Below are 21,192 nucleotides of genomic sequence, written 5' to 3'. Positions count from 1 at the left end.
ATTACTGTCAGCCGGTTAGACAAGCTTAAGCGTGATCATTCAGTGGATGCATACTATACGGAATCAGACTGCCGATCCTTGGCACATCTTCCATCGGAGGAAGGAATGCTATTGCCACGCCTGATTGATTTTCATCAAAACAGAAGAAAAGATGCAATACGTGGCGCAGACCATTCTGCTCAGCATTGAGCAAAAGCCCTGGAATAGACTCTACATAAGAATGTCCGGTTTGGGCCTGCCATGCTTTGCCCAAAGTGTTCAAATTTATTCCCGGGCGAACATCAAGAAACATTTGCACCGGATGATCCGTCAACCCGACGACACAATTATGAGGCTTAGAATCCTGCAAAGCCAATTCAACCTTTGGAATAACATCTTTAAACAACATATCAATCGCACCAGGGCGGCGGAACTTTTTGAATATTGATTTTAGCTCATCAGAATATTCAGGATTTAACTCAATGTTTTCCAGTTCCGTACGAAAACAATTCTTGAGGCTATCAATCATTGCATTCATTGAATCCACCGGCTCTACAGGAGGAACTTCAAACTTGGTCGAAAGCTTCGGAAACATCTGCAGAACTTTTTGAAATAGCGTGCCGGACACACCATCATCAATGCCCTCATAATAAACCGCCATCTCCAATGACTTTTGCATGTCACCAATGAGATCCGCCTCCAGCAATTCATCTATTCGGGGCGGTACATTTGGTCTGAAATCATCAGCACTGATTGACTCGAAAAACTCACGATCTTCCATAAACAAAAGCGGATAACAAGCCGCAGTCTGAAGGTTACGTCCAGTATTTCTCATGCGGTTTTTCATTTGGAGGAACAGAGAACGAATATGCTTTTTTATGTAATTGTGTTGAGATTGATTAAAGGCCAGAGCCAGCCCGGCTGCTAAAGCAACCTCTCCCATCCAGTCGTTTTTAAGGGTTTCAATATACTCATCAACAACCTGATTTCGCATGTCTATGTTCGATATATCCAGCGTCATAAGATTTTGCAACGCCTCTAAACGAGCTGTGGGATCACTGCTTTCAATGAGTGTAGAGCGATTCTCCAAAAATATTGATTTCTACCCGCCATTATAATGACCTGATTGATATCCCACTGTATGAGTCGGCACAGCTTCGGAACCATTGGTAACATCCGAATTAGATTTTCCGCCAAAAAATGTGTACACCTTCTCTAAAAATGACATAACCACTCTCCTTTTTAACCAGCCGTTAAATTTTATTTTGATTCTATTCAATTTTTTTATCGAAATCGACTGAATCACGGTTTTTTATCAAACCTTTTAATATATATTTATCTATTAGTTTTTTCATTGTTAGTTTGAGTTTTAGAATCACTTTAGCAATAGCTACCCAACCTATTACAACTACAAAAACCAGCGGTAACCCATAAACCAACACACGTAACATCCAATGAACACCCAATTTCAACCATGGATACAAATAGATCCCGACCGTAACGCTCCACTTGAAAATGTCTTCCGCCTGTCCACTTCCCCATAACAGCAGTGATATGCAACCCAGGGAAACAAGTATCAAAAATATCCACCATGGCACAGGATAGTTTCCACTCCAAAAAGAAAAAGAATTCCGGTTGAACATTGTCCAGATCAATCGTCCGATTATAAGCATTGGTAATAACAAAATTACAGAAAGCGACAACAGGCAGAAAAGACTGATCAAAAAGGAGAAGGCAAATCCTAAAATAGAACCGCCAATGCCTGTGAAAACTGAGATATATTCTATACACCACAAAGCCGAAGCGAAATCTTGTGAAAACAGGCCCACAACCCACATAATAGCTGCGCCCCCCAGCATCAAAAAAGGGCTGGCAAACAACAATGATACTGCCAGACCCACCATCGAAAAGCCATCCAAAACATTTGATTGTGAAAATTCGACCTTTTTTACATATGCATACGTCATAACATTTCTCCTTTCGTTTCTGTTCAATAGATACAGATTCCTTCAGGGGGTTCTAAGCTATCATTTCTTTTTTAACTTCGGGATGGTGGATTACTATCTGTTCGGTTAAAATTAAACCATTTTCCGAATACCATGATTTGAGGGCGGGAAAGCATGAGTTATAGATATCGCCTATGGCCTGGTAAATGTATTTAGAGTCTGTCATTATTTTTCCCTGTTTGTAGATAAATACAATTCATAAAAACGAATTTTTTAATCTTATAAATCAAAATATGTGGCAATCATTCAAAACAATCCGTATTATTTCAATTCCCAAATCTAACCGGACATATTTTCAGGAGTAAGGCACTAATTGATAACTATTTCTTTTCCAATATCGGGACTCGTTATTTGCAAAGAGGAAACCATAGTAGCGATATAAGGAGGTAATTTGGACCAGAACTTCTTTTTAATATCTTCTCCAAGGCAGGTAAAAATCAATCCTAAATTATCCTTTAGCGGGATATAATAGCCTATGAATTTCTGATTGGATTCTTTAACCAACAACTCGTATACAACGACTTTTTTGTCGTTATACACAAAGCTTGAAAAATCAGTGTACTTTGAACCATAAAACGAATGATTTTCTGCATAGTTATTTAGCTCGCTTTCAAAACTGCCAACTGAGGATGTAACACTAAGAGTTATTGCCTTCAGTGGGGTAGCTTTCTTAATTAAAAGTGTTAACAGAGAATCAATGGATTTTGAATTAACAGATACTGTATTTTCTGGGATTTTAAAGGCAATACCAAAGAAACGGTTATAATAATTTTTTGTATTAAGAATCGAATACGGCCTTGTTTTATCTATCGTAACCATTTTGTTTTTATAAAATAGCTGTTCGATTTTAATTTGCTCAAGCTTCCTATAAGTATCGAATTCTTCAGATACGTAGTCCCTTATATATATACCTGAGGATAGTTCCCCGGTACTTGGGTCAATTTCAATCCACTTTCCCAGGTAAACTTCTGACCATTCGTGCCCCCCAAAGCCTGTTATTCCTCCCTTCCATCCAGAGACTAATCTCGATGGAATTCCTATTGATCTGGCCAACGCTACGAACAGCTTTGCATTTTCACTGCAATCGCCGCGCCTTGTTTTCAATGTTTCAAGTGCATTGCCATCAAGAACATCATATGTACTTTTAATATTTTTATGAACCCATTGGGCAAGCAGCTTTGACTGATAATAAGGATTCTTTTCATGCCCAATAATTTCATCTGCAGTTTTTCGGATTTCACTTTCATTAGACTGAATGGTATTTTCAGGTTTAAGGAATCGATGCATTTCTTTTGTATAATCAATCAAATTGATTTGATTGATCTCCTCAAAAGAAGGCTCTTTTTCTGCATGAACAGAAACCACTATTTCATGGGGTTTACCAGGTACTTTTTCTATACTTTGTCTTTTATTTTGTTCAATTATAATTTGTTTGCCTGTTTTGTTTTTAAAAATTAATCTGGCCTTTAATCCCTGGAGATCATCTTCAGGGGGAAGCCAGCAGTCTGTAGTAACCTCTATGGATACTAATTCCTTAAGTTCTTTACTTCTTTCGAGAAGAGCTGTCTCAATCTGGCAAATATTCATATCCATTTGAGGGGAAGAGACTCTTATCATTCTATCTGAATTGGCATCATAGATCATCTCAATGCCTGAGTTGTCGAGCATGCTTATTTTAAAAGTATTATCTTTTCTTTTCACAGCTTGTGCCCGTTTTTTTTCAATAGTCAAAGAGTCAGTATCAAACTCAGACCATTTAAGTATTGTTTCGCCCTCAAGTCCATCCAATATTCCTTCATTCAAATTATATGGGAGTTTTAACTCTTTGAAATTTTTATTAATCCTTTTCCCTCTATCCAGGCCCTCAACAATAACCCCTTTACCGTTTATTGCGATTAAAAATTGTGATTTTGTTCCATCTAAATTATCATTTAACACAGCTTCTAAAATCGTTCGTCCGGTTTCCTTGTCCGCGATAGAATAACTTTTGTTTATACATACAATTGTCGCATCTAAACGGCCCAATTTGATAAAAGCATTCGAATCTAAAAAAGTGTACTCCTTATTTTTCCATGAGAAATTCCATTCTTTAAATATATAATTGGTTATTAACCCAGGTAATTTTGATGAACATAGGCTATACTCGTTATAATCATTTTTCATTTTGAAAGCCTCTTTGAAAAGAATCATATTATCATAACCCAATTTCCAGCCTGAAAAATGTGTTTCAAAAGGCGTAGCACCAGTTTTTGCATATGAATGATGATAGCCGCAAAACACAGCCAGCATGATTAATATAGTTATTTTAAAATTCAGTTCTTTTTTCATAGCATTTCCTTCTTGATTTCAGATTCAACATTTCTTATCAATCAAAAAAATCTGAATAGGTTCTTACATGGTTTTATTATGGACTTTATGTCACAGGTTACCGTGGCATGGCCGTTTGCATGATTCATCTCAAACTATTTTGAGAAAAGATATCCATCTTTAAAATAAACAGCCTTCCTATCAAGCTGCAGCAATGGCATTGCTGATTTCATAGACTTCCCCTGCTCCGGATAATTTCCACGATCAATATGCCACGCCTCCTGGTATGTGAATCCGGGCGTCATCAACTCAGCGACTTCTCCCTTGGGAAGCGTTGCATACGCTCCGACGGAAGAATAAAGCCCGGGCAGCTCATCTCCTTTTGAAGAGATCCGTTTTTTAAGAATAAAAAATTCATGAGTGTCCAAAATCCGGTTCTTTCCATTATGCTGCACCATAAATTCTTCAATGGATGCTTGCCACAACTTGTCCGTTTCTATTTGCCGAGCCTCTTCCATAGCTGGGATCTGCTGCGCCACATCTTTGAGTTTCAATATCTGCCCACCGACAAAAACAGCTTTCACAAATGATCCAAACGGGTTGGCCGATAACCGCTGAGAATCAACACCAACCAGCACAACGACCAATACAGCAACAACCATACCACGAACTATTTCTCTTTTAATCATCTCTTTGAATATCTTCATTCCAATCTCCTTTTCCTTTTTGATCTTGATGCGCCAACCTTAACTTCAGGGCTTGCTAAGCTTGGACCTCTTTTTTTTATTAGGGGGACCTCTTATTCCTTACAGCATGCTTAAGGGTGTCTAATCACAGCAATTTGTTATGATTTTATTCTGGAGTTGGAAGCTAATTGTGCGCACTGCAGAAATAAAACGAAAACAACAGGCAGAATTATTTTGATTTCATAAAATAATATTCTAAAAAATGATGCGTCTCCCGAATACCAGGAGGTTAATGTTGGAAAAAAATGTTCCGCACATACAATCATCCAGGTGATGAAAAGAATGAAAAAATGCGTATGAAAGGAGATATTAATCCAGGGTACCGGGATTTGCCCTAAGCGAGTCCAACGAAGAATGTTAGAGTACAATGCCATGAAACATACAGCTGAAAAAATAATGCCCATACCGATGCTTAATCGGGCACACAAGATGGAGCCCAAAAAACTTAAAGCCGTTATCAGACCCAACATTGTAAATTTTCCCATGGCTGGATATACTTCAGTAGCAAAGCTACCCCAATTGCCGGTTTCCCATTTTTTAATCAGCGTTTGCAGATGGAAGATAGAGGTTAATCCTATTAATACTGTAGCCGCTACTATAGCTTCTGCCGGAGCTGTATTTGTATGTTCCAGGAGCAAAAGTCGTACTCCATAGCCCAATGCAACAAGTGTAATTTGGATGGCAAGAACTGCAGTACCAATATGATAGATACTGTTGATGATATTGACATCAGGTGGAAAAAGGGATATGTCAGATCTCTGTTTGCCGGTAGTCTTGATTTTTTCAGAAGACTGCAGCTGTTCACGTTGTTGTCCTTTTTTGACCTGTGGGAAAAGGGAACGGCCGCTGTACCGAACATGATCCTGTGCGAGATATATTTTGGTAATAGGAATGCGGAAAGAAAATCGTCCTCCTGGCAAAGTATCGAAAAATATGGATAGCTGTTCTTCTATGGGACCGGCTTTAAACAATACCTCCTTAATAATTTGAGGTAACAAACTATCAACCTGTTGTACTGAAATATCGTATTCTTTAGCCATTGCCTTTGTGATCATCGGGTCTGAAGGATAAACCATTTTTTCTGCCCACCTTTGAATGTCTTCCCTTGTAAAACGATATTTTTGTTCGGTAATGGAATGCCAGGCGATGGAAGCCATGGCCCTGGCTTGCAGGTCGCGGCGTTCAGAATTGTCGTAAGAGAGTTCAAAATATCTGCACATCAATTCAATAGCCCCCGGATATGAGCGGGTATTGCTTGGGACTCCGGGGAAGTTAGGTGCGGGCGGCATCGGGTGGTACCGCGCGAAATTTGCAGCTAAGGCATCTATAAAGAGGGGGGTCAAGATGCACTGTGCTTGACCACCATATTCATGGAACCATTCTCGATTTATTTTGCCAATATCGTCTAAATCTGAAGGGTCTTTTTGTTTCAACTCTTGAAAATAATTTTCTTCAGCTGAGGATGTAAAAGTAATGGGGTATTTTATTTCCTTATAGCATTCAAAGAACCACCTATAGGCATCTTTGCATTGGTCAGGGGAAAGGTGTCGCTGCTGAAACCACTGGTTGATTCGATTGGGTTCTTTGTCCAGTGGAAGAATTTCTATGGCCTTCCATTCAGATATTTTTAAACGTACGGGAAAGGTGTCGGTTACTATAAGTGACCGTATGCTGAAATTCTTTTCCAGATAATCCAAAATAGCTTTTCTACGGGCGAAAGAGAGCTTTTCCAGGTGATCAAAAATCAGCAGTAAACGGCCATGGGTAATTAATTGTTCGATGGTTTCAGCAGCTACCAGACCTGAACTGTTGCAGGCGGTTAGAACGATCTGGGTGAGTGTATGAGAGGTAAACGAGTCGTCGTAAGCAAGGACATCATATAGTAATGGATTGGCGAGGTCCATATAGACAGGTGTAATGCCTTGCCGATTGCTCATCTGGTTCATAAAATAGAGCAACAAGGTGGTTTTTCCGGAAGCCGGAGTTCCGCATAGGCATGTATGGTCCTGCTCCATCCAGTATGCGTAACGGCCGGATACATTGCCTGCCTGAATTTGCTCGCCGTCATCAATGATATCAAGGGGAATAAAACTGGAAACGGGGATGTGCTGTTTCTGGAAAAATGGTGAGTTCAGGTCTCTCATCCAGGCAAATCGATTACCCCCAGAAAGTGTGGACAGGGCTTTTACGCGATCAGATAGTTTATCAAACAGCTCGTCAAGAGTTTCGGCAGAGAATAAACGCACTTTCAATTGCTTGAGCAAAGCGTCATCCTGTCCGGCGGCGGTGAGAAGATAGTCCACTTTCACTTCTTGAAGAAGACTTTTAATTTTAGCATTGACAGCTCCCACGGGAGCAAGTGTGCCGTCGGCATCGACCACGGCTCCTGTGGCAAAGGATTGTTCGATTTTTTCGCAGGGGAATTGATTAGAGAGCAGTCCCTTTAAGACGATTGCCAGCGGCAACCCTAGGCTAGGCCCCTGGAGCGGTATGGATGAGTCTATGGTTTCTTCTTTGTCAAAGCGAAGGGTCCATACCGCATCGAGGTAGCCGGGGAGACCCGCTGCCACTGCTGCCATTTTTTCGGCAAGCTGAAAGTCAGGGGTTCGTACTCTGTGGCTGATTTGGAGTGATGGATAAATACGTCCTGATCCTTTAAAAAGTCCAATTTCGAGCGAACCGGCCTGTCCCGAATTTTGGCAATTTTTATCGGTCATATATAGGGCACAGCGGATACTGCCTTTTTTTGAAGTGGCTCGGGAGCGGTCCCAAATATGATGTTGAATTGCCTCAATTGATGGTAGTACAATCGGAGTAGTCTGGGTTTCCAGTAATTTGATAAAGTTTTCAGCAACTTTTATCCGTTTCAAACTTTCATCTGGTGTTTTAGCTTTAGTAATTTCAGCTGCCAAGAGGTGAGCTTTAAAATGCGCGTGCCGGTAATTTAAATAATATTCTTCGATTTCCATGGCGACGCCGTAATCATAAAACACGTCGGGAGGAATTTCATCTGCGGCAGTGGCTGCAGAATTGGTGGCGGATGGCCAATGAAGAGCAATGGTTCTGGCGAAGGTTTCAATGTCAATTCCTAATTCGATGAGAGGAGCCTCCGGTTTTTGTAATCTTTCCAGAAATTTCGGGATGACTTCATATTCACAATTGTTAAATCGGTTGGCAAGTTCAGTAATATTTTCGTCAACTATACTTTCTGGCATCTCAAGTTCCTTTCAGACTTTCTGGTTTTTCAGATTAGATGTATACAGCATTGCAAAATGAAACAGATGGGTTATGGCAAATGTAAGAAGAAGGTGGTTTCTCAGAATATTATTTCCCGTGGTTTGCATCAGATTTTCCGGTATCCAGATCGACGGAGATGTTCCTGTTATAAGGGTTATTATGATCATAAATATCAATACAATCACACTGTCTTTGACGAATCGGCCAAACTGTTGCAGGTCGCCGTCCATTTTTGCATACTGTTTTGCTCCGAACCATGCAGAGTATAAAAATAGGCTGACTGTACCTATAATGTATGCACATATCCATGCAGGTTTATAATCAAGGGATGATTGGGCTATAAGCGAAAGGCCAGAAATGATCCAGGCAATGCTCACACTGTAGCTGGCAAAGAGCCAGGCCATCGAATACTGAAATGCAAGAACGGTTTGGTGGGGATATCTTTGGGAGTTTAAACGTTTTTTGGTCCATTTTAATATGTGCAGTATAGTTACTGAAAGTGTAATGAAGTACGCCCAGGTGAGTTTGTTAAGTGGGGATTCATTCTGAATTTCAAAGTGGCTAATGATGGCTGAGGTAATATTAAGTGATATCAGTAATAAACATAGTGTTGCACCAAATGTTGTTACCCAAGCGATTTTAGCATTGTTGTCCATTTTTTTTCCTCCTAAATTTTAGTGGGGCAAATGATCATGCTTGTTCTGGGCTGAAAGGCTCTATATGGTAGATAGGGTCCGAAATGAGCGAGATTTTTCCTAGTTTGAATTCGGCTTGAAGGCGGTTGAACCGGTCTTTTTTGAGAACTGCGTGGTGAACGTTGGCCTTGTCGTCGTAATATAAAGTTACCTTCAGGTGGGATGCCGGGGACAGATCCGATACGTTTAAAGGGCAAGTGATAACAAGGAAAAACCCTTCATCACGGCTATGATAGAGGGTCCAATTAAATGTGATATTATGATAGATAGCTGTACCTTGTTTTTTTATTTGTTTTTTGTCACCTGTACCGGATTCTTCATTCGCAGCAAGACTGACACCGACGAGCGGCTTCGCTGCTAAGCCGGTGCCGTGTAGTTGTGACTTTTTTAGCAACGGCATATGCCAGGTCTGGGCTTCGATATTGAGAAACCGCAGGGTGCGCGGTGATGTTAAAATACCCATGCGGGTGGTGCCGTCGGTTCCTTTCAGGGTGATGGGAAGCTTTACATCGGCACCTGCCGGAGTGCGGGGGATAAGGGTGAAATAGACTGTAAATTGTTTATCTTCTGTTTGGGCCGGGACCGCATGAAGGGTAAAGTTGGGGGTGGCTATGGCACCGGGCTGATTGGGCCCAACGGAAAAGTGCCGGCATGCTTCCAAAAATTCATTGAGTAGTTCTGAGTTCATAATATCTTTTCCTTATTAATGTGTTTAATAACTCTATCTTCAGGGAGATCTAAACGAAAAGAATTGATTTTTATTTTAGAGGATGTTGCTGTACTTCAATTTTACAGCAAGTCTGCTCCAATTAATCCTTTCGCCTTTTATATGGCAGTATGGACAATGGAGGTATCCTTCATCTTCGATTCTTTGACGTGCCTGTTTACGGGAAAGTGTGGGATCGTATGAAGGCAGTTCAGGTTCATAGTAGATACTTCCTAAATTTCTCTTTCGCTGGAGAGGGGTTGCCCAACCAGGGTGCTTAACCGTTGCTGACTTTGAGCAATGCCCGCATTTTATGAATCCCCGAAGGCCGTATTTGGCAATACTTTCTCCGTTTCCACCGGTATATTGATAAACAAAATCTTCTCCTTCTTCTGTGGTTTGATCGGTGGGGTACGAGATTGCTTCTTCATCTTCATTTTTGGTTGCAGTTTTGATGACCCCATAAGGAACTTTGAATTTGGCCTGAGCGGTGACAATCCAGTCCGTGTCACTATGCCCCTTTGGATCAAAGTCGATGCGAAGGCCGTTTTCAAAGACCATTTCAGCAAAAAGACCAAGGTAAATTAGCAGATTATTCCAGTCCAATACGGAGCGATAGTGTCCTGCGGCCAATTCATTAGCTTTGATTTGCTGGTAATTGAAGGTCCCGCAAATCGCGATGAGAAAATGGTCGATGAGTAATTGATTTTCGGGATTCCAGGAGGAAATGGATTTTCTTGAAGCCGGATCCGGGGTGAAATACCCATTAACAGCTTCCATAGCCAGGCTGATAGGATCTATATAGTCATTTCTAATGACAAAGTCTTCCTGGCCCCAGACATACTTGACTGTGCCTTTAATATTGTTGATAACATTGACCGCTATAAGGATGAATTCCAAAAGAACAGTGTCGCCGGTAAAGGGCGTTACGGGTTCGTTTTTCCAGAAGCCCGTGGAATATGCAAGGGTGATCTCGGTTATTAATGCAAAAGGGTCTCTGTATTGAACGGCAGGGCCATGAATCGCCTCTTCCACTAACTTATTAAGATTTTCTTCTATAAATATGAGTTCCTCAGATGTTACATTTGGAAACTGCCAGGCAATCAGTGAGATTAGAAACTCATCTTTATTGGTTTCCGGGTTGTTCCACATGGGAATCCAGTCCCTAAACCATGGAATTCTCCCCATATTTTGTTGGTTTTGTTCCTCTTTCTTTGGCCTTCGTTCCAGTCGACTGCACAACGTCTTTTTTCGTTGATTGAAATTTAATTTTTGAAAATCTTTGATTTTAGAATAGAGTTCATAATCCATTGAAAATATCCTGTTTTAAGAGTCAAGTTTGAAAAAATCTGATTGCAGATATTCTAGTTTTTTCCCAGGGATTCGTAAATACTCTTTGAATAAACGAATATCTGATGACTCCCTGGGATTACTGCTTAAACATAAACTGGACAACTAATTCAAAATCCCTGAAAAAGCAATAGTAAACATCATCTTAGATGGTTTCCTGGCAAAGGATTTCTACTATGCCCTTGAGGTCAGATTTCCTGCCGGTCCACCCCGGGTGGATTGCCGATACCATACTTGCATTGGTTTTGGGTACAAATTCAAATACACGGCCGGCCAATTCCGTATAATCTTCCAACCCCAACCGGGACATGAGCAGCAATCGATTACTCCACATGGCGTTAACCCATGCAAACGATTTTTCTCTCTTTTTTTTCTCCTTCAATGTCAGAGGATTTGAGGCATTATCAGACAGAAACTTAATCAGCTGCGCCTCAACCAAGTCTCTTGAAATGATATGATCAGAATCCGGGGGATTGTAATGCCTGGCCGCCAGCACCAATGCCTGTATCTCACTGAGAAAATGGATAAAAGGACCATTGATATAATCGTTCCACCATTTGATGGCACGCTCCAGTGCCTCTAAACTTAATACTCCACCACAGATGCACGGCAAAAAAGCCGCCAGCACCATAAGGCTCTTTTCCTCAAATTGCCCTCGTATATCCATGTAAATATAGTCGCTTAGGAACATAAGCAGCATTTCTCGGGCTCGTATCGGATCAATCCGGGCGATTCTGTTGATTTCAAAAAGGGTGCCCCCTGTCTCGGCACCGCATTCCGTAAATACGACCATGCCCTTGAAATCTCCAAGCTTGGGATGATGCGTGCTGCATTCAAGTGACTTGAGATTACTTCCCAGTGCATTGATCAATGCAATATTATCCAACCCAAAGACAAGGTGCTGATTCAATTGCCCTTGACAGTACAGGCGCGATTGTAATTCTACATCACGAGTTAACTCTTTCATCAGGCGTGTATCGTCCTTTCCAAGGCGTGTTATATAGCTTCTGATCAAAGCCAGACATAGTCGTTTCTGAAGCGTGGAAAGAGTTTTGGGATTCCCTTGATCATTTACCTCTGATAGAGCCATTCTCAGGAAAGGCTTATATTTAATCGCCGCAATACGGGCACAACCCTCTATTAAAATGGCATACAGTCCGGGTTGACTTAATGATGCAATATTATCTGCAACTCCAGGTGTTTTTGCATGCTCCTCAAGAACCTCCAAATAAAAGGTATTGCCTTTGCCATTGACTTTCCTGCAGCGGCCTAACAAGACTTTCCGATACCCTGAAAACATACCGGAAATCAAATGTAGTTCACTGCCCGCATATTGCAGCTCCGCATTAATCCGATCCGACTCTGCTATCGAAATCTCCTCTCCCGGAAACAGTTCAACAGACCAGGATTCCTGCAGTTTTTTTAATTCCTCAACCGTATACTCAGAATAATCATACTCAATCCACTCGAAATCTGCATTGGATGCGCCACTATTTCCTAATTGACAATGTTGCATTGCTCCATTCATGCCTTCTCTGCAGATCAATTCCTGTTGAAGGTCTGCCAGAGCAAAGATGGAGCGTTTAAGCGACCGTTCAATCGCTTCCGCATATTCGGAGAGTGGTTGCGCATTCTCATCATTTGTACGTACTTTAAGATAAGAGTTCAAACGTTCATCATTCCAAAATTTGTCTTGTTCAATTTCAATCTTCATTGGTTGCCTCCTTTAAGTATAATGCCCCTCACTGGGATACAGTGATTTCTTCAGGGACATCTAAGGCTTTTTCCAAAAAAAAATGTAATATTCACCACGCTGCTGAAGTTTTTTAAGGCTAAACCGAATGATTTCGTTGAATATCTTTTGAATCATGTAGATTATTCAGTGCGAGTACGCAACTGATTTAAAATCAATCATTTAGAGATTCTTGGGCAAAGTTGGAACCAAGCTTTAAAAATTTTATATTCCCGGATATAAAAAATCACACACTCATCAGTTTTTGTTTAAGCCCGGTAAGGCGCAATGCGGTTTTATTATTGTTCAATGCCAATTCCATGGCTTTTGATGATCCCACAATGACCACCAACTTTTTGCCCCGGGTCATGGCAGTATACAAAAGATTTCTCTGCAAAAGAGGAAAATGGGCCGTTGTCAGAGCAATAATAACAGCTGCATACTCACTTCCCTGGGATTTGTGGACGGATATGGCATAGGCCAGTGCTAGTTCATCCAGTTCCAGGATGTCATATTCAACAATTCGACCGTCATAATCCACCATGACTTTGTTTTCAGATTTAATGATTTCATGAATAATACCTATATCACCGTTAAAAACCTCTTTGTCATAATTGTTTTTTAAATGCATAACCTTGTCATTGGCTTTAAACGTTATCCCTCCGGCAGCTATACCGCCTTTAGAATCATTTAACACTTTTTGAAGCTGTTGGTTCAGGTTAATGGTTCCGGCCTCCCCCCGGTGCATGGGCGTTAATACCTGTATCTCATCAATATGGGGAAATGCCTGGGGAATTCTTTTTGAACAAAGTTCAAGAATGGTTTCAACCACTTTTTCAGGTCTCTGGTTCTCAATAAAATAAAATTCCGATAATTGCCCTTCCCCGGGCTTTTGCAAGTCAGGCATTTCTCCGTTCCTGATGCTGTGGGCATGCATGATAATAGGGCTTTGTTTGGCCTGTCTGAATATTTTTGTCAAAAAAAAGACTTTTACACGGTTGGAATCAATGATATCGGACAACACATTGCCCGGTCCCACGGAAGGCAGCTGAAAGGTATCTCCGACAATGATCAGGCTTGCAAATACCGGCAGGGCTTCAATAAGACAATACATGAGCTGTGTATCCACCATGGAGGCTTCATCCACAATAAAAATATCCAGCTCAAGGGGATTGGCAAAATTTTTTTCAAACGTTTGGCTTTCATGATCAAAGCCCAAAAGTTTGTGCAGGGTAAAGGCCTGTTTTCCCGTGACCTCTGAAAGGCGCCTGGCAGCTCTGCCAGTGGGCGCACTTAATACGACCTTTTGATTCTGCAATTTAAAAATTTCACACAATGCCCTTATCAGGGTTGTTTTACCGGTTCCAGGCCCTCCTGTGATGACCACAATTTTTTCATGCAGCACTTTGGTCACAACATTCAATTGTTCTTTGGATAATTTTACGGCAATTTTTGTCAGCACTTCTTCAAGAATCTTGTCTTTTCCCACTTGTTGGGGTAAAGAAGCCACATTTTTCACACAGGATAAAATGGCTTTCATCCGTGATGCAATACCTGACTCAGCATGATAAAGGCGTTTAAGATAGAGTTTTGTTTCATCGTCATCAATTTGGATCTTTATGTCATCAGAGTCAGTCAAAGCTTTCAGGGCCTGCTCAAACTTATCCGGTTCCACACCCGATGTTCTTGAACCCGACAGGAACACTTCTTGTTTTAATCCATACACATGCCCCTCTTGTTCAAAAGACAACAGGATATGTATCAGGCATGCCTGAAGGCGGTTTTCATCATCTTTTTGCACCCCGGCTTTCATGGCAATCATATCGGCGATGGGAAACCCTATTTGAGGGATATCCCTTGCAATGACATATGGATCATGCTGCAAAATATTCAAAGCCTCGGAGCCATAAGTTTGAAGAATGGTGGCGGCATGGTACACGCCCACATCATTTTCCTGGAGGAACTGCATGACCCTTCTGACGGAATGATGCTTGTTCCATGCCTTTTCAATGCGGTTTTTCTTGACCTCTCCTATGCCGTGAATACGTTTTAATTTTTCCGGTTCGTTTTCAATAATATCAAGGGTGTTTTCTGCAAAATAGTCCACTATTTTTTCGGCCAGGGATTTGCCAATGCCTTTAATCATACCCGAGCCCAGATATTTGCGAATGCCTGAAACAGTGGCAGGCAAAACAACCTTGTACGACTGTGCTTTAAACTGGTCCCCATACCTGGGATGTGAAACCCATTTTCCTGATATTTCAAGGCCTTCACCTTCAACCACTCCGGCAAGATATCCAACAATGGTAACAGGATCACTGATTTTAGGAATTCGAAGTTTTGCAACCGTATAATGATTTTCCCGATTCTGATAGGTGACTTTGTCTAAAATGCCTTTGATGGTTATCATTTAAAACTTTACACTCTTGATGATCCAACAAGCGGCTTCATATAAGTCAGAAGCAATATGATCCGGTGTGATGCCTTTTTTACGAAGGTCGGCTTTAGCTGTTTTTCCATTGCCGGTTTTAACCAGTACGGCTTTTGAACACCCGGCATTACGGGCACATTCAATATCTTTGGCACTGTCACCCACCATGCAGGACTGTGCAAGGTCAATTGGGTATTTTTTTTTTGCATCAAAAATTAATCCTGGCATGGGTTTTCTGCAGAAACACTTGTCTTCAGGTACATGGGGACAAAAAAAAATATCCTTGATCTCTCCTCCCGCCTTTTTCACACCTTTTTTCATTTTTTCAAAAATAGCTTGCAATGTGTCCGGGGTGGCCATGTGTCTGCCGATCAACGACTGGTTGGTGATCACAATAACATTGAAATTATTTTTTGTAAGAAGGGCAATGGCTTCCGGGCTGTTTGGGATAAAGGCAAACTCTGACGGGTCTTTTATATATTCGGAAGAATCCTTGTTGATGACCCCGTCCCGGTCCAGAAACACAGTATATTCCATGATTTTTTCTTTATTCTGCAACGGCAAAAGCCTGACTGAAGTCTTGCTCCATAAGTTTGTCACTGAACCTTTCGGCATCCTTTAAATTGGTAAACCTGCCGATTCTCACCCGGTAAAAGGTTCCCCTGTAATCTTCAAAGGGTTTAATGTGGGCATTTTGATAATTTCTCGATAACTTATATCTGTAGTTATCTGCATTGGCTTTAACCTGAAATGCACCTACCTGGACCGTGAAGTTGCCTTTCCAGTAGTCAACCGCCGTAAATGCAATGGGGTTTTTTGTTTTTTCGGAATAAGACGTGGCCCTTCCAAGGGCAGTCACTTTCACCTTTGCTGTTCCGGGGCCTAACACCCCGAGCTTTTTTGCACCGGTGTAGGACAGGTCTATGATCCTGCCGTAAACAAACGGGCCTCGGTCATTGATCCTCACAACAATTTTCTTGTTGTTCTCAAGGTTATGAACACTTACCCAGGTCCCAAGGGGTAATGTTTTGTGTGCCGCAGTCATGGCATACATGTCATAAATTTCGCCATTGGCTGTTTTTCTTCCATGAAATTTTTTACCGTACCATGAGGCAAGGCCGGTCTGGACAAATCCGGTGGCGCTGGCCAGCGGGGTATACTTAACCCCGTTTATTTTATACGGTTTCTGGGTTGCGGGATTTTTTTTCGGAATGGTTGATTTTGACGATGGAATATGGACCGGATCATAGGTAGTGTCAAGGTGCGTTGAACATCCTGAAATGACGAATAAAAATAATATCAGGATCTGAATCTGTGATCTGAATTTCAAAAAATACCTCCGCAATATACAAACAACATTTAAACAAAGTCAGCTAAGAGCCAATGCCAATACATCTTCCATTTTATCAACAAAATGAAACTCAATGGAATCTTTTATATATTCCGGCACATCTTCCATATCTTTTTGATTCCATAAAGGCAGAATAATCGTTTTGATTCCTGCCCGATGCGCTGCAATAACTTTTTCCTTAATCCCGCCCACGGGCAGAACCTCGCCTCTGAGCGTAATTTCACCACTCATGGCCAGGCGCTTTTTCACCAGCCGTCCCGTCATCACTGATGCCAGGCACGTCAGCATAGCCACGCCTGCAGATGGACCGTCCTTGGGGATTGAACCTTCAGGCACATGGATATGAAGATCATGGGTATTGAAAAAAGAATGATCCACCTTTATTTTTTTTGTGTTGGCCCGGATAAAACTCAAAGCCGTGCTTGCAGACTCTTTCATGACATCTCCAAGCTGCCCGGTTAATGTCAGACCTTTACGGCCTTTCATGGCAACCGCCTCGATAAAAAGAATTTCTCCGCCATAGGGTGTCCAGGCAAGCCCCATAACAACGCCTGGATTTTTTATTCCCAGGGCCGGATCAGGCCTGTTGCGTACCGGTCCTAAATATTGGTGCAAATCTTTTTGCCCCACAATTATATTTTTGGTTTCACCCTCGACAATCCTGGCGGCAACACCCCGGCAGACAGCCCCGATTTTCTGTTCAAGGTTTCGTAATCCCGATTCTCTGGTATACCCGGAAATAATCAGTTTGACCGCACCAGCCGTAAGTTTAACCCTGGTTGCAGTCAGGCCGTTGGCTTCCCTTTGCTTGGGAATCAGATACCGGGTGGCTATTTTAAATTTTTCTTCTTCAGTATAACCGTTGAGTTCCAGAATCTCCATTCTGTCCCTCAGGGGTGCCGGAATGGTATGCAGAACATTTGCCGTGGTTAAGAACATCACATCTGAAAGATCAAAGGGCACATCCAGGTAATGATCTGAAAACGAAAAGTTCTGCTCCGGGTCCAGAACTTCCAGAAGAGCTGAAGAAGGATCGCCATGATAGGAATGGTCCACCTTGTCGATTTCGTCCAGCATGAACACGGGATTGTTGGTGCCGGCTTTTCTCAAACACTGGATAATCCTTCCCGGGAGCGCTCCCACATAAGTTCTTCTGTGCCCCCTGATTTCAGCTTCATCACGAACACCGCCCAGGGAAATTCTGACAAACTGTCTGCCCAGCGCCCTGGCAATTGATCTGCCAAGGGATGTTTTTCCGGTCCCGGGCGGGCCGGTAAAACAAAGAATCGGACCTTTGGAATCATTTTTTAATGTTCGAACAGCCAGATATTCAAGGATTCGCTTCTTGGGTTTTTCAAGACCATAATGATCATTATTCAATATTTTTTTTGCCTCTTTAATATCGAGCATATCGTCGGAAGCGACATCCCAGGGCAGGGAGGTCAACCAGTCCAGATAGGTCGAGGCAACTACATATTCAGACGAAGACGGATGCATCCTTGACAGGCGCTGTAACTCTCTTTTCGCTTCTTTTTGGGCTTCTTCCGGCAGGGCTTTTTCTTCTATTTTTGCCCGGTATTCTTTTATCTCGACACTTTCGTCTTCAGTTTCACCCAGTTCATCTCTTATCGCCTTAAGCTGCTGGCGCAGGTAGTATTCGCGTTGACGTTTGTCCATATCTTCTTTGACCTGGCTCTGGATCTTAAAGCTCATTTCAAGGATTTCCAATTGATCATTGACCAATCGGGTAACTTTTTTCAGGCGTTTATTTACATCCAGAAGTTCAAGAACTTTCTGTTTTTCCTTGACAGGCGCATTAATGGTGGACGCAACCATATCTGCAAGCACATGGGGTTCTTGCAATGATTTGATCATTTGTCCCATTTCCGAAGGAAGCCCAGGAGAAAATGCAACAATTTTTTCATATTGCTTGACAATATTGGCCATCAAGGCCCTGTTTTCTTTGTTGCTGTCGGCATTCCTGTTTTCCATGACATCAATTCTGGCCTGCATGTATTTTTTATTTTGAAGAAATTCAATGACCCGGAAGCGATCCAGCCCCTGAATTAACAGCTGGGCTTTATCATCTTTCATTTTGGACATTTTTAAAATCACAGCCACTGTGCCGATCATGTGAAGATCATCAGTTCTGTGCCTAGAATCAATATCCGACCGCTTGGATAAAAGCAGGCCAAGCATTCGATTTCCGGCCATGGCATCATCAATCAGTTCAACAGCCTCGTTTTGGATCAATACCAGGGGCAGTACCATTTTTGGGAAAAGATTGGTGTCGACAATAGGAAGAACGGGAATGATGTCCGGGATGTTGTCTGATGTTATCCTGCGCGATGGAGCTTTAAGATCATCCATATATTGTCGGGGTCCCTTTTTTGGAATCTATAGCTTAGATGAAGTCTATGGAAATATTATTTTTGCTTTTAATATTTTTCCTGAACAATTTTCCTAAAACCAGTTCCAAAAATCCATTTGAAAATGTGGCACAGACCTTTTCAACATCTATGACACAGGGCAGATACAAAACTCGCTCAAATTGGCCGAACTGGATTTCAGCAAGTCTGTAGGTGGCAGTCCTGTCAAGATGGTTGCTGTTTCTGTTGCCTGATATTTTGACGGCTTTATTGCTTACTTCAATGATAATATCTTCTTTTTTTACGCCTGCTATTTCGGCCTGGATAACAATTTTATTTTCTGTTTCAAATATATCCATCTGAGGTTTCCAGGTTCTTTTTGAAAGACAGAACATGGGATTGACGGATTGAAACATATCTTCAAAAGATTTTTCCTCAGCAGCATGTGTATCAATATTATCTCCAAACCGAATCTTTATATGTTTCATACAAAACTCCTGATGATACCGTTAAATCGACCATCTGATATCCTCATAAAATAACATTTGAGCCGGATATTGTAAAGTTGTATTCAAAAAACACTATTCTAAAGTGAGCATATTCCAAATCTGTTCACTTAAAATCGTCTCCGCTGCAAATTATACTGTCTTATCTATAATTTTTCTCAAAACCCTTGCAAACTCATTCAAGGAAAAGGGTTTTTGAATAAAGCCGTCACATCCCTGGGTTAAAAAACCCTTTATCTTATCATCAATAGAATACCCTGTGGATATAAGAATTTTTGTATCTTTCCGGATGCTTTTTATTTCTGAAAATGCCTGTTTCCCACTCATTTTAGGCATGATCAGATCAAGAACCACCAGGGAAATTTCATCTTTGTAAAGCTTGAAGATCTCTACGGCTTCTAATCCGTTTTTGGCGATAATCGGTTTATACCCTAATTTTTCCAAAAATTTTTTTCCGGCATTAACAACTTCGTCCTCGTCATCCACCAGCAATACGGTTTCAGATCCTTTTTGAATATCATCAAAACATTGCCGGTCCTCATCTTTTTCTTTTGCCTGAACAGTATTTGATGCAGGCAGGCAGACATGAAAACTGGCACCTTTGCCTTTTTCACTGTCAACCAGAATAAAGCCGCCATGATTTTTTATTACCCCAAAAGCCGTAGACAGCCCAAGACCCCGGCCTTTTTTATCCCCTACCTCTTTTGTGGAAAAAAACGGATCAAAAATTTTTTTCCGGGTTTCCATATCCATTCCGATACCAGTATCTTTTACAGTCACTTTAACATACCGGCCCGGCTGAATCTCAAAGGGATATCCATTATCTTCTTCAATGAAAAAATTTTGAGTCTTCACAAAAATATCGCCCTGTTCAGACATGGCTTGTGAGGCATTAATCAACAGATTTAAAAATACCTGTTTGAGCTGAGACTGATCCGCATCGACCAGGTGAATCATTTTTTCATAGGTTTCATGAACAATAATATCTTTTCGGGTGGGCTTGAAAATATCCAATGCCATGCCAACCAGATCATTTATATTTAACGCTGAAATCTGGTATTTGCCACCTCTTGCAAACCCGAGTAGCAGGGTTGTAAGTTCTGCCGCGGTTTTTACAAGCCGACCGATATGTTTTGTATGTGCCCTGATTTTTTCAGTGTCAGACACATCAATTTGCATGAGTGACAAATGCCCCTGAATTCCCATTAAGATATTATTGAAATCATGGGATATCCCGCCGGCCAGCAACCCGATCGCCTCCATTTTATGAGTCTGCTGAAGCTGAAGCTGAAGCTGTTTAAGCTCTGAAATATCCGTAATAATAACGATAATTCCCGTCGAAGGGTTTTCCCGGTTGAGTCTTGAAGCTCTGATCCTGCAGTCAAACAATGTGCCGTCTTTTCTTAACAGCATGGTTTCAACAAGGCTGACGCCATGTTTATCCAAATTGGAATACAAACCCAACCCAACCCTGTCATACTCTTCTTGATCAGAATAAAGAATTCTTACATTCTTCCCTTTCAAAGAGTTGGGGGCATATCCAAGCATAGAATAAAAAATATCATTGGCCCACCCAAGAACCCTGTTCTTGAGAATTCCGATCCCTGCGGGGGCTGATTCCAGTATGGTTGTCATCTCCCGGACGTTTAAAGCCGATTCGTTCAAATCAAATGATTTTGCCGGCTCTGATGACATATTGAAAAATTCTTCCAAGCTGTTTTCATACCACTCGTTTGTCATATGGAATCACCTTTTAAAATTTTTATATTAATATGGT

At 41.5% G+C, this 21,192-nt stretch carries 17 protein-coding genes; all 17 read right to left on the bottom strand.

Annotated elements, in window-relative coordinates; all coding sequences use genetic code 11:
- Positions 1 to 25 precede the first annotated feature (25 nt).
- The 17 genes from TOL2_RS21350 to TOL2_RS21280 all read right to left on the bottom strand — a co-directional run bounded on the left by TOL2_RS21350 (position 26) and on the right by TOL2_RS21280 (position 21,155).
- Positions 26 to 1,000, bottom strand: coding sequence for a hypothetical protein (locus TOL2_RS21350; protein ID WP_014959355.1), 975 nt, complete (start codon positions 998 to 1,000; stop codon positions 26 to 28).
- Between the two features lie 81 nt (positions 1,001 to 1,081).
- The gene (locus TOL2_RS25850) at positions 1,082 to 1,207 is read right to left on the bottom strand and encodes a hypothetical protein (protein ID WP_269764186.1); all 126 of its coding nucleotides are present in this window, start codon (positions 1,205 to 1,207) and stop codon (positions 1,082 to 1,084) included.
- Positions 1,208 to 1,250: 43 nt separating this feature from the next.
- Entirely contained in the window at positions 1,251 to 1,946 is a 696-nt protein-coding gene (locus TOL2_RS21345) for a hypothetical protein (RefSeq protein WP_014959354.1), read from the bottom strand.
- Between the two features lie 52 nt (positions 1,947 to 1,998).
- Positions 1,999 to 2,151, bottom strand: a complete 153-nt coding sequence (locus TOL2_RS25045; protein ID WP_158406155.1) for a hypothetical protein — start codon at positions 2,149 to 2,151, stop codon at positions 1,999 to 2,001.
- A gap of 143 nt (positions 2,152 to 2,294) precedes the next feature.
- On the bottom strand, positions 2,295 to 4,313 hold the full coding sequence (locus tag TOL2_RS21340; RefSeq protein WP_014959353.1) for a transglutaminase-like domain-containing protein: 2,019 nt from the start codon (positions 4,311 to 4,313) through the stop codon (positions 2,295 to 2,297).
- Between the two features lie 134 nt (positions 4,314 to 4,447).
- On the bottom strand, positions 4,448 to 4,999 hold the full coding sequence (locus tag TOL2_RS21335; RefSeq protein WP_014959352.1) for a hypothetical protein: 552 nt from the start codon (positions 4,997 to 4,999) through the stop codon (positions 4,448 to 4,450).
- 137 nt (positions 5,000 to 5,136) lie between these two features.
- A complete protein-coding gene (locus tag TOL2_RS21330; protein ID WP_014959351.1) occupies positions 5,137 to 8,253 on the bottom strand; it encodes a hypothetical protein in 3,117 nt (1,038 codons plus the stop codon).
- 12 nt (positions 8,254 to 8,265) lie between these two features.
- Complete coding sequence (locus TOL2_RS21325; protein ID WP_014959350.1) at positions 8,266 to 8,931, bottom strand: hypothetical protein; 666 nt, start codon at positions 8,929 to 8,931, stop codon at positions 8,266 to 8,268.
- 34 nt (positions 8,932 to 8,965) lie between these two features.
- Positions 8,966 to 9,658 carry a hypothetical protein gene (locus tag TOL2_RS21320; RefSeq protein WP_014959349.1) on the bottom strand — a complete coding sequence of 231 codons (693 nt, stop codon included), beginning with the start codon at positions 9,656 to 9,658 and terminating at the stop codon, positions 8,966 to 8,968.
- A 75-nt stretch (positions 9,659 to 9,733) separates the two neighbouring features.
- Complete coding sequence (locus TOL2_RS21315; RefSeq protein ID WP_014959348.1) at positions 9,734 to 10,987, bottom strand: hypothetical protein; 1,254 nt, start codon at positions 10,985 to 10,987, stop codon at positions 9,734 to 9,736.
- A gap of 184 nt (positions 10,988 to 11,171) precedes the next feature.
- On the bottom strand, positions 11,172 to 12,740 hold the full coding sequence (locus TOL2_RS21310) for a hypothetical protein (protein ID WP_014959347.1): 1,569 nt from the start codon (positions 12,738 to 12,740) through the stop codon (positions 11,172 to 11,174).
- A 265-nt stretch (positions 12,741 to 13,005) separates the two neighbouring features.
- On the bottom strand, positions 13,006 to 15,168 hold the full coding sequence (recD2, locus tag TOL2_RS21305; RefSeq protein WP_014959346.1) for an SF1B family DNA helicase RecD2: 2,163 nt from the start codon (positions 15,166 to 15,168) through the stop codon (positions 13,006 to 13,008).
- The gene (gene gmhB / locus TOL2_RS21300; protein WP_041280197.1) at positions 15,169 to 15,726 is read right to left on the bottom strand and encodes a D-glycero-beta-D-manno-heptose 1,7-bisphosphate 7-phosphatase; all 558 of its coding nucleotides are present in this window, start codon (positions 15,724 to 15,726) and stop codon (positions 15,169 to 15,171) included.
- Positions 15,727 to 15,736: 10 nt separating this feature from the next.
- Entirely contained in the window at positions 15,737 to 16,519 is a 783-nt protein-coding gene (locus TOL2_RS21295; RefSeq protein ID WP_014959344.1) for a septal ring lytic transglycosylase RlpA family protein, read from the bottom strand.
- Positions 16,520 to 16,558: 39 nt separating this feature from the next.
- Positions 16,559 to 18,910 carry an endopeptidase La gene (lon, locus tag TOL2_RS21290; RefSeq protein ID WP_014959343.1) on the bottom strand — a complete coding sequence of 784 codons (2,352 nt, stop codon included), beginning with the start codon at positions 18,908 to 18,910 and terminating at the stop codon, positions 16,559 to 16,561.
- Positions 18,911 to 18,944: 34 nt separating this feature from the next.
- Entirely contained in the window at positions 18,945 to 19,397 is a 453-nt protein-coding gene (locus TOL2_RS21285) for an Hsp20/alpha crystallin family protein (protein WP_014959342.1), read from the bottom strand.
- 150 nt (positions 19,398 to 19,547) lie between these two features.
- Positions 19,548 to 21,155 carry a hybrid sensor histidine kinase/response regulator gene (locus tag TOL2_RS21280; RefSeq protein WP_014959341.1) on the bottom strand — a complete coding sequence of 536 codons (1,608 nt, stop codon included), beginning with the start codon at positions 21,153 to 21,155 and terminating at the stop codon, positions 19,548 to 19,550.
- Positions 21,156 to 21,192 lie beyond the last annotated feature (37 nt).

This window comes from Desulfobacula toluolica Tol2 (genome assembly GCF_000307105.1).
In the GTDB taxonomy this organism is placed as follows: Bacteria; Desulfobacterota; Desulfobacteria; order Desulfobacterales; family Desulfobacteraceae; genus Desulfobacula; species Desulfobacula toluolica.
Note: the sequence above shows the minus strand (reverse complement) of the source record. Positions and strands in the feature narration are given on the sequence as shown.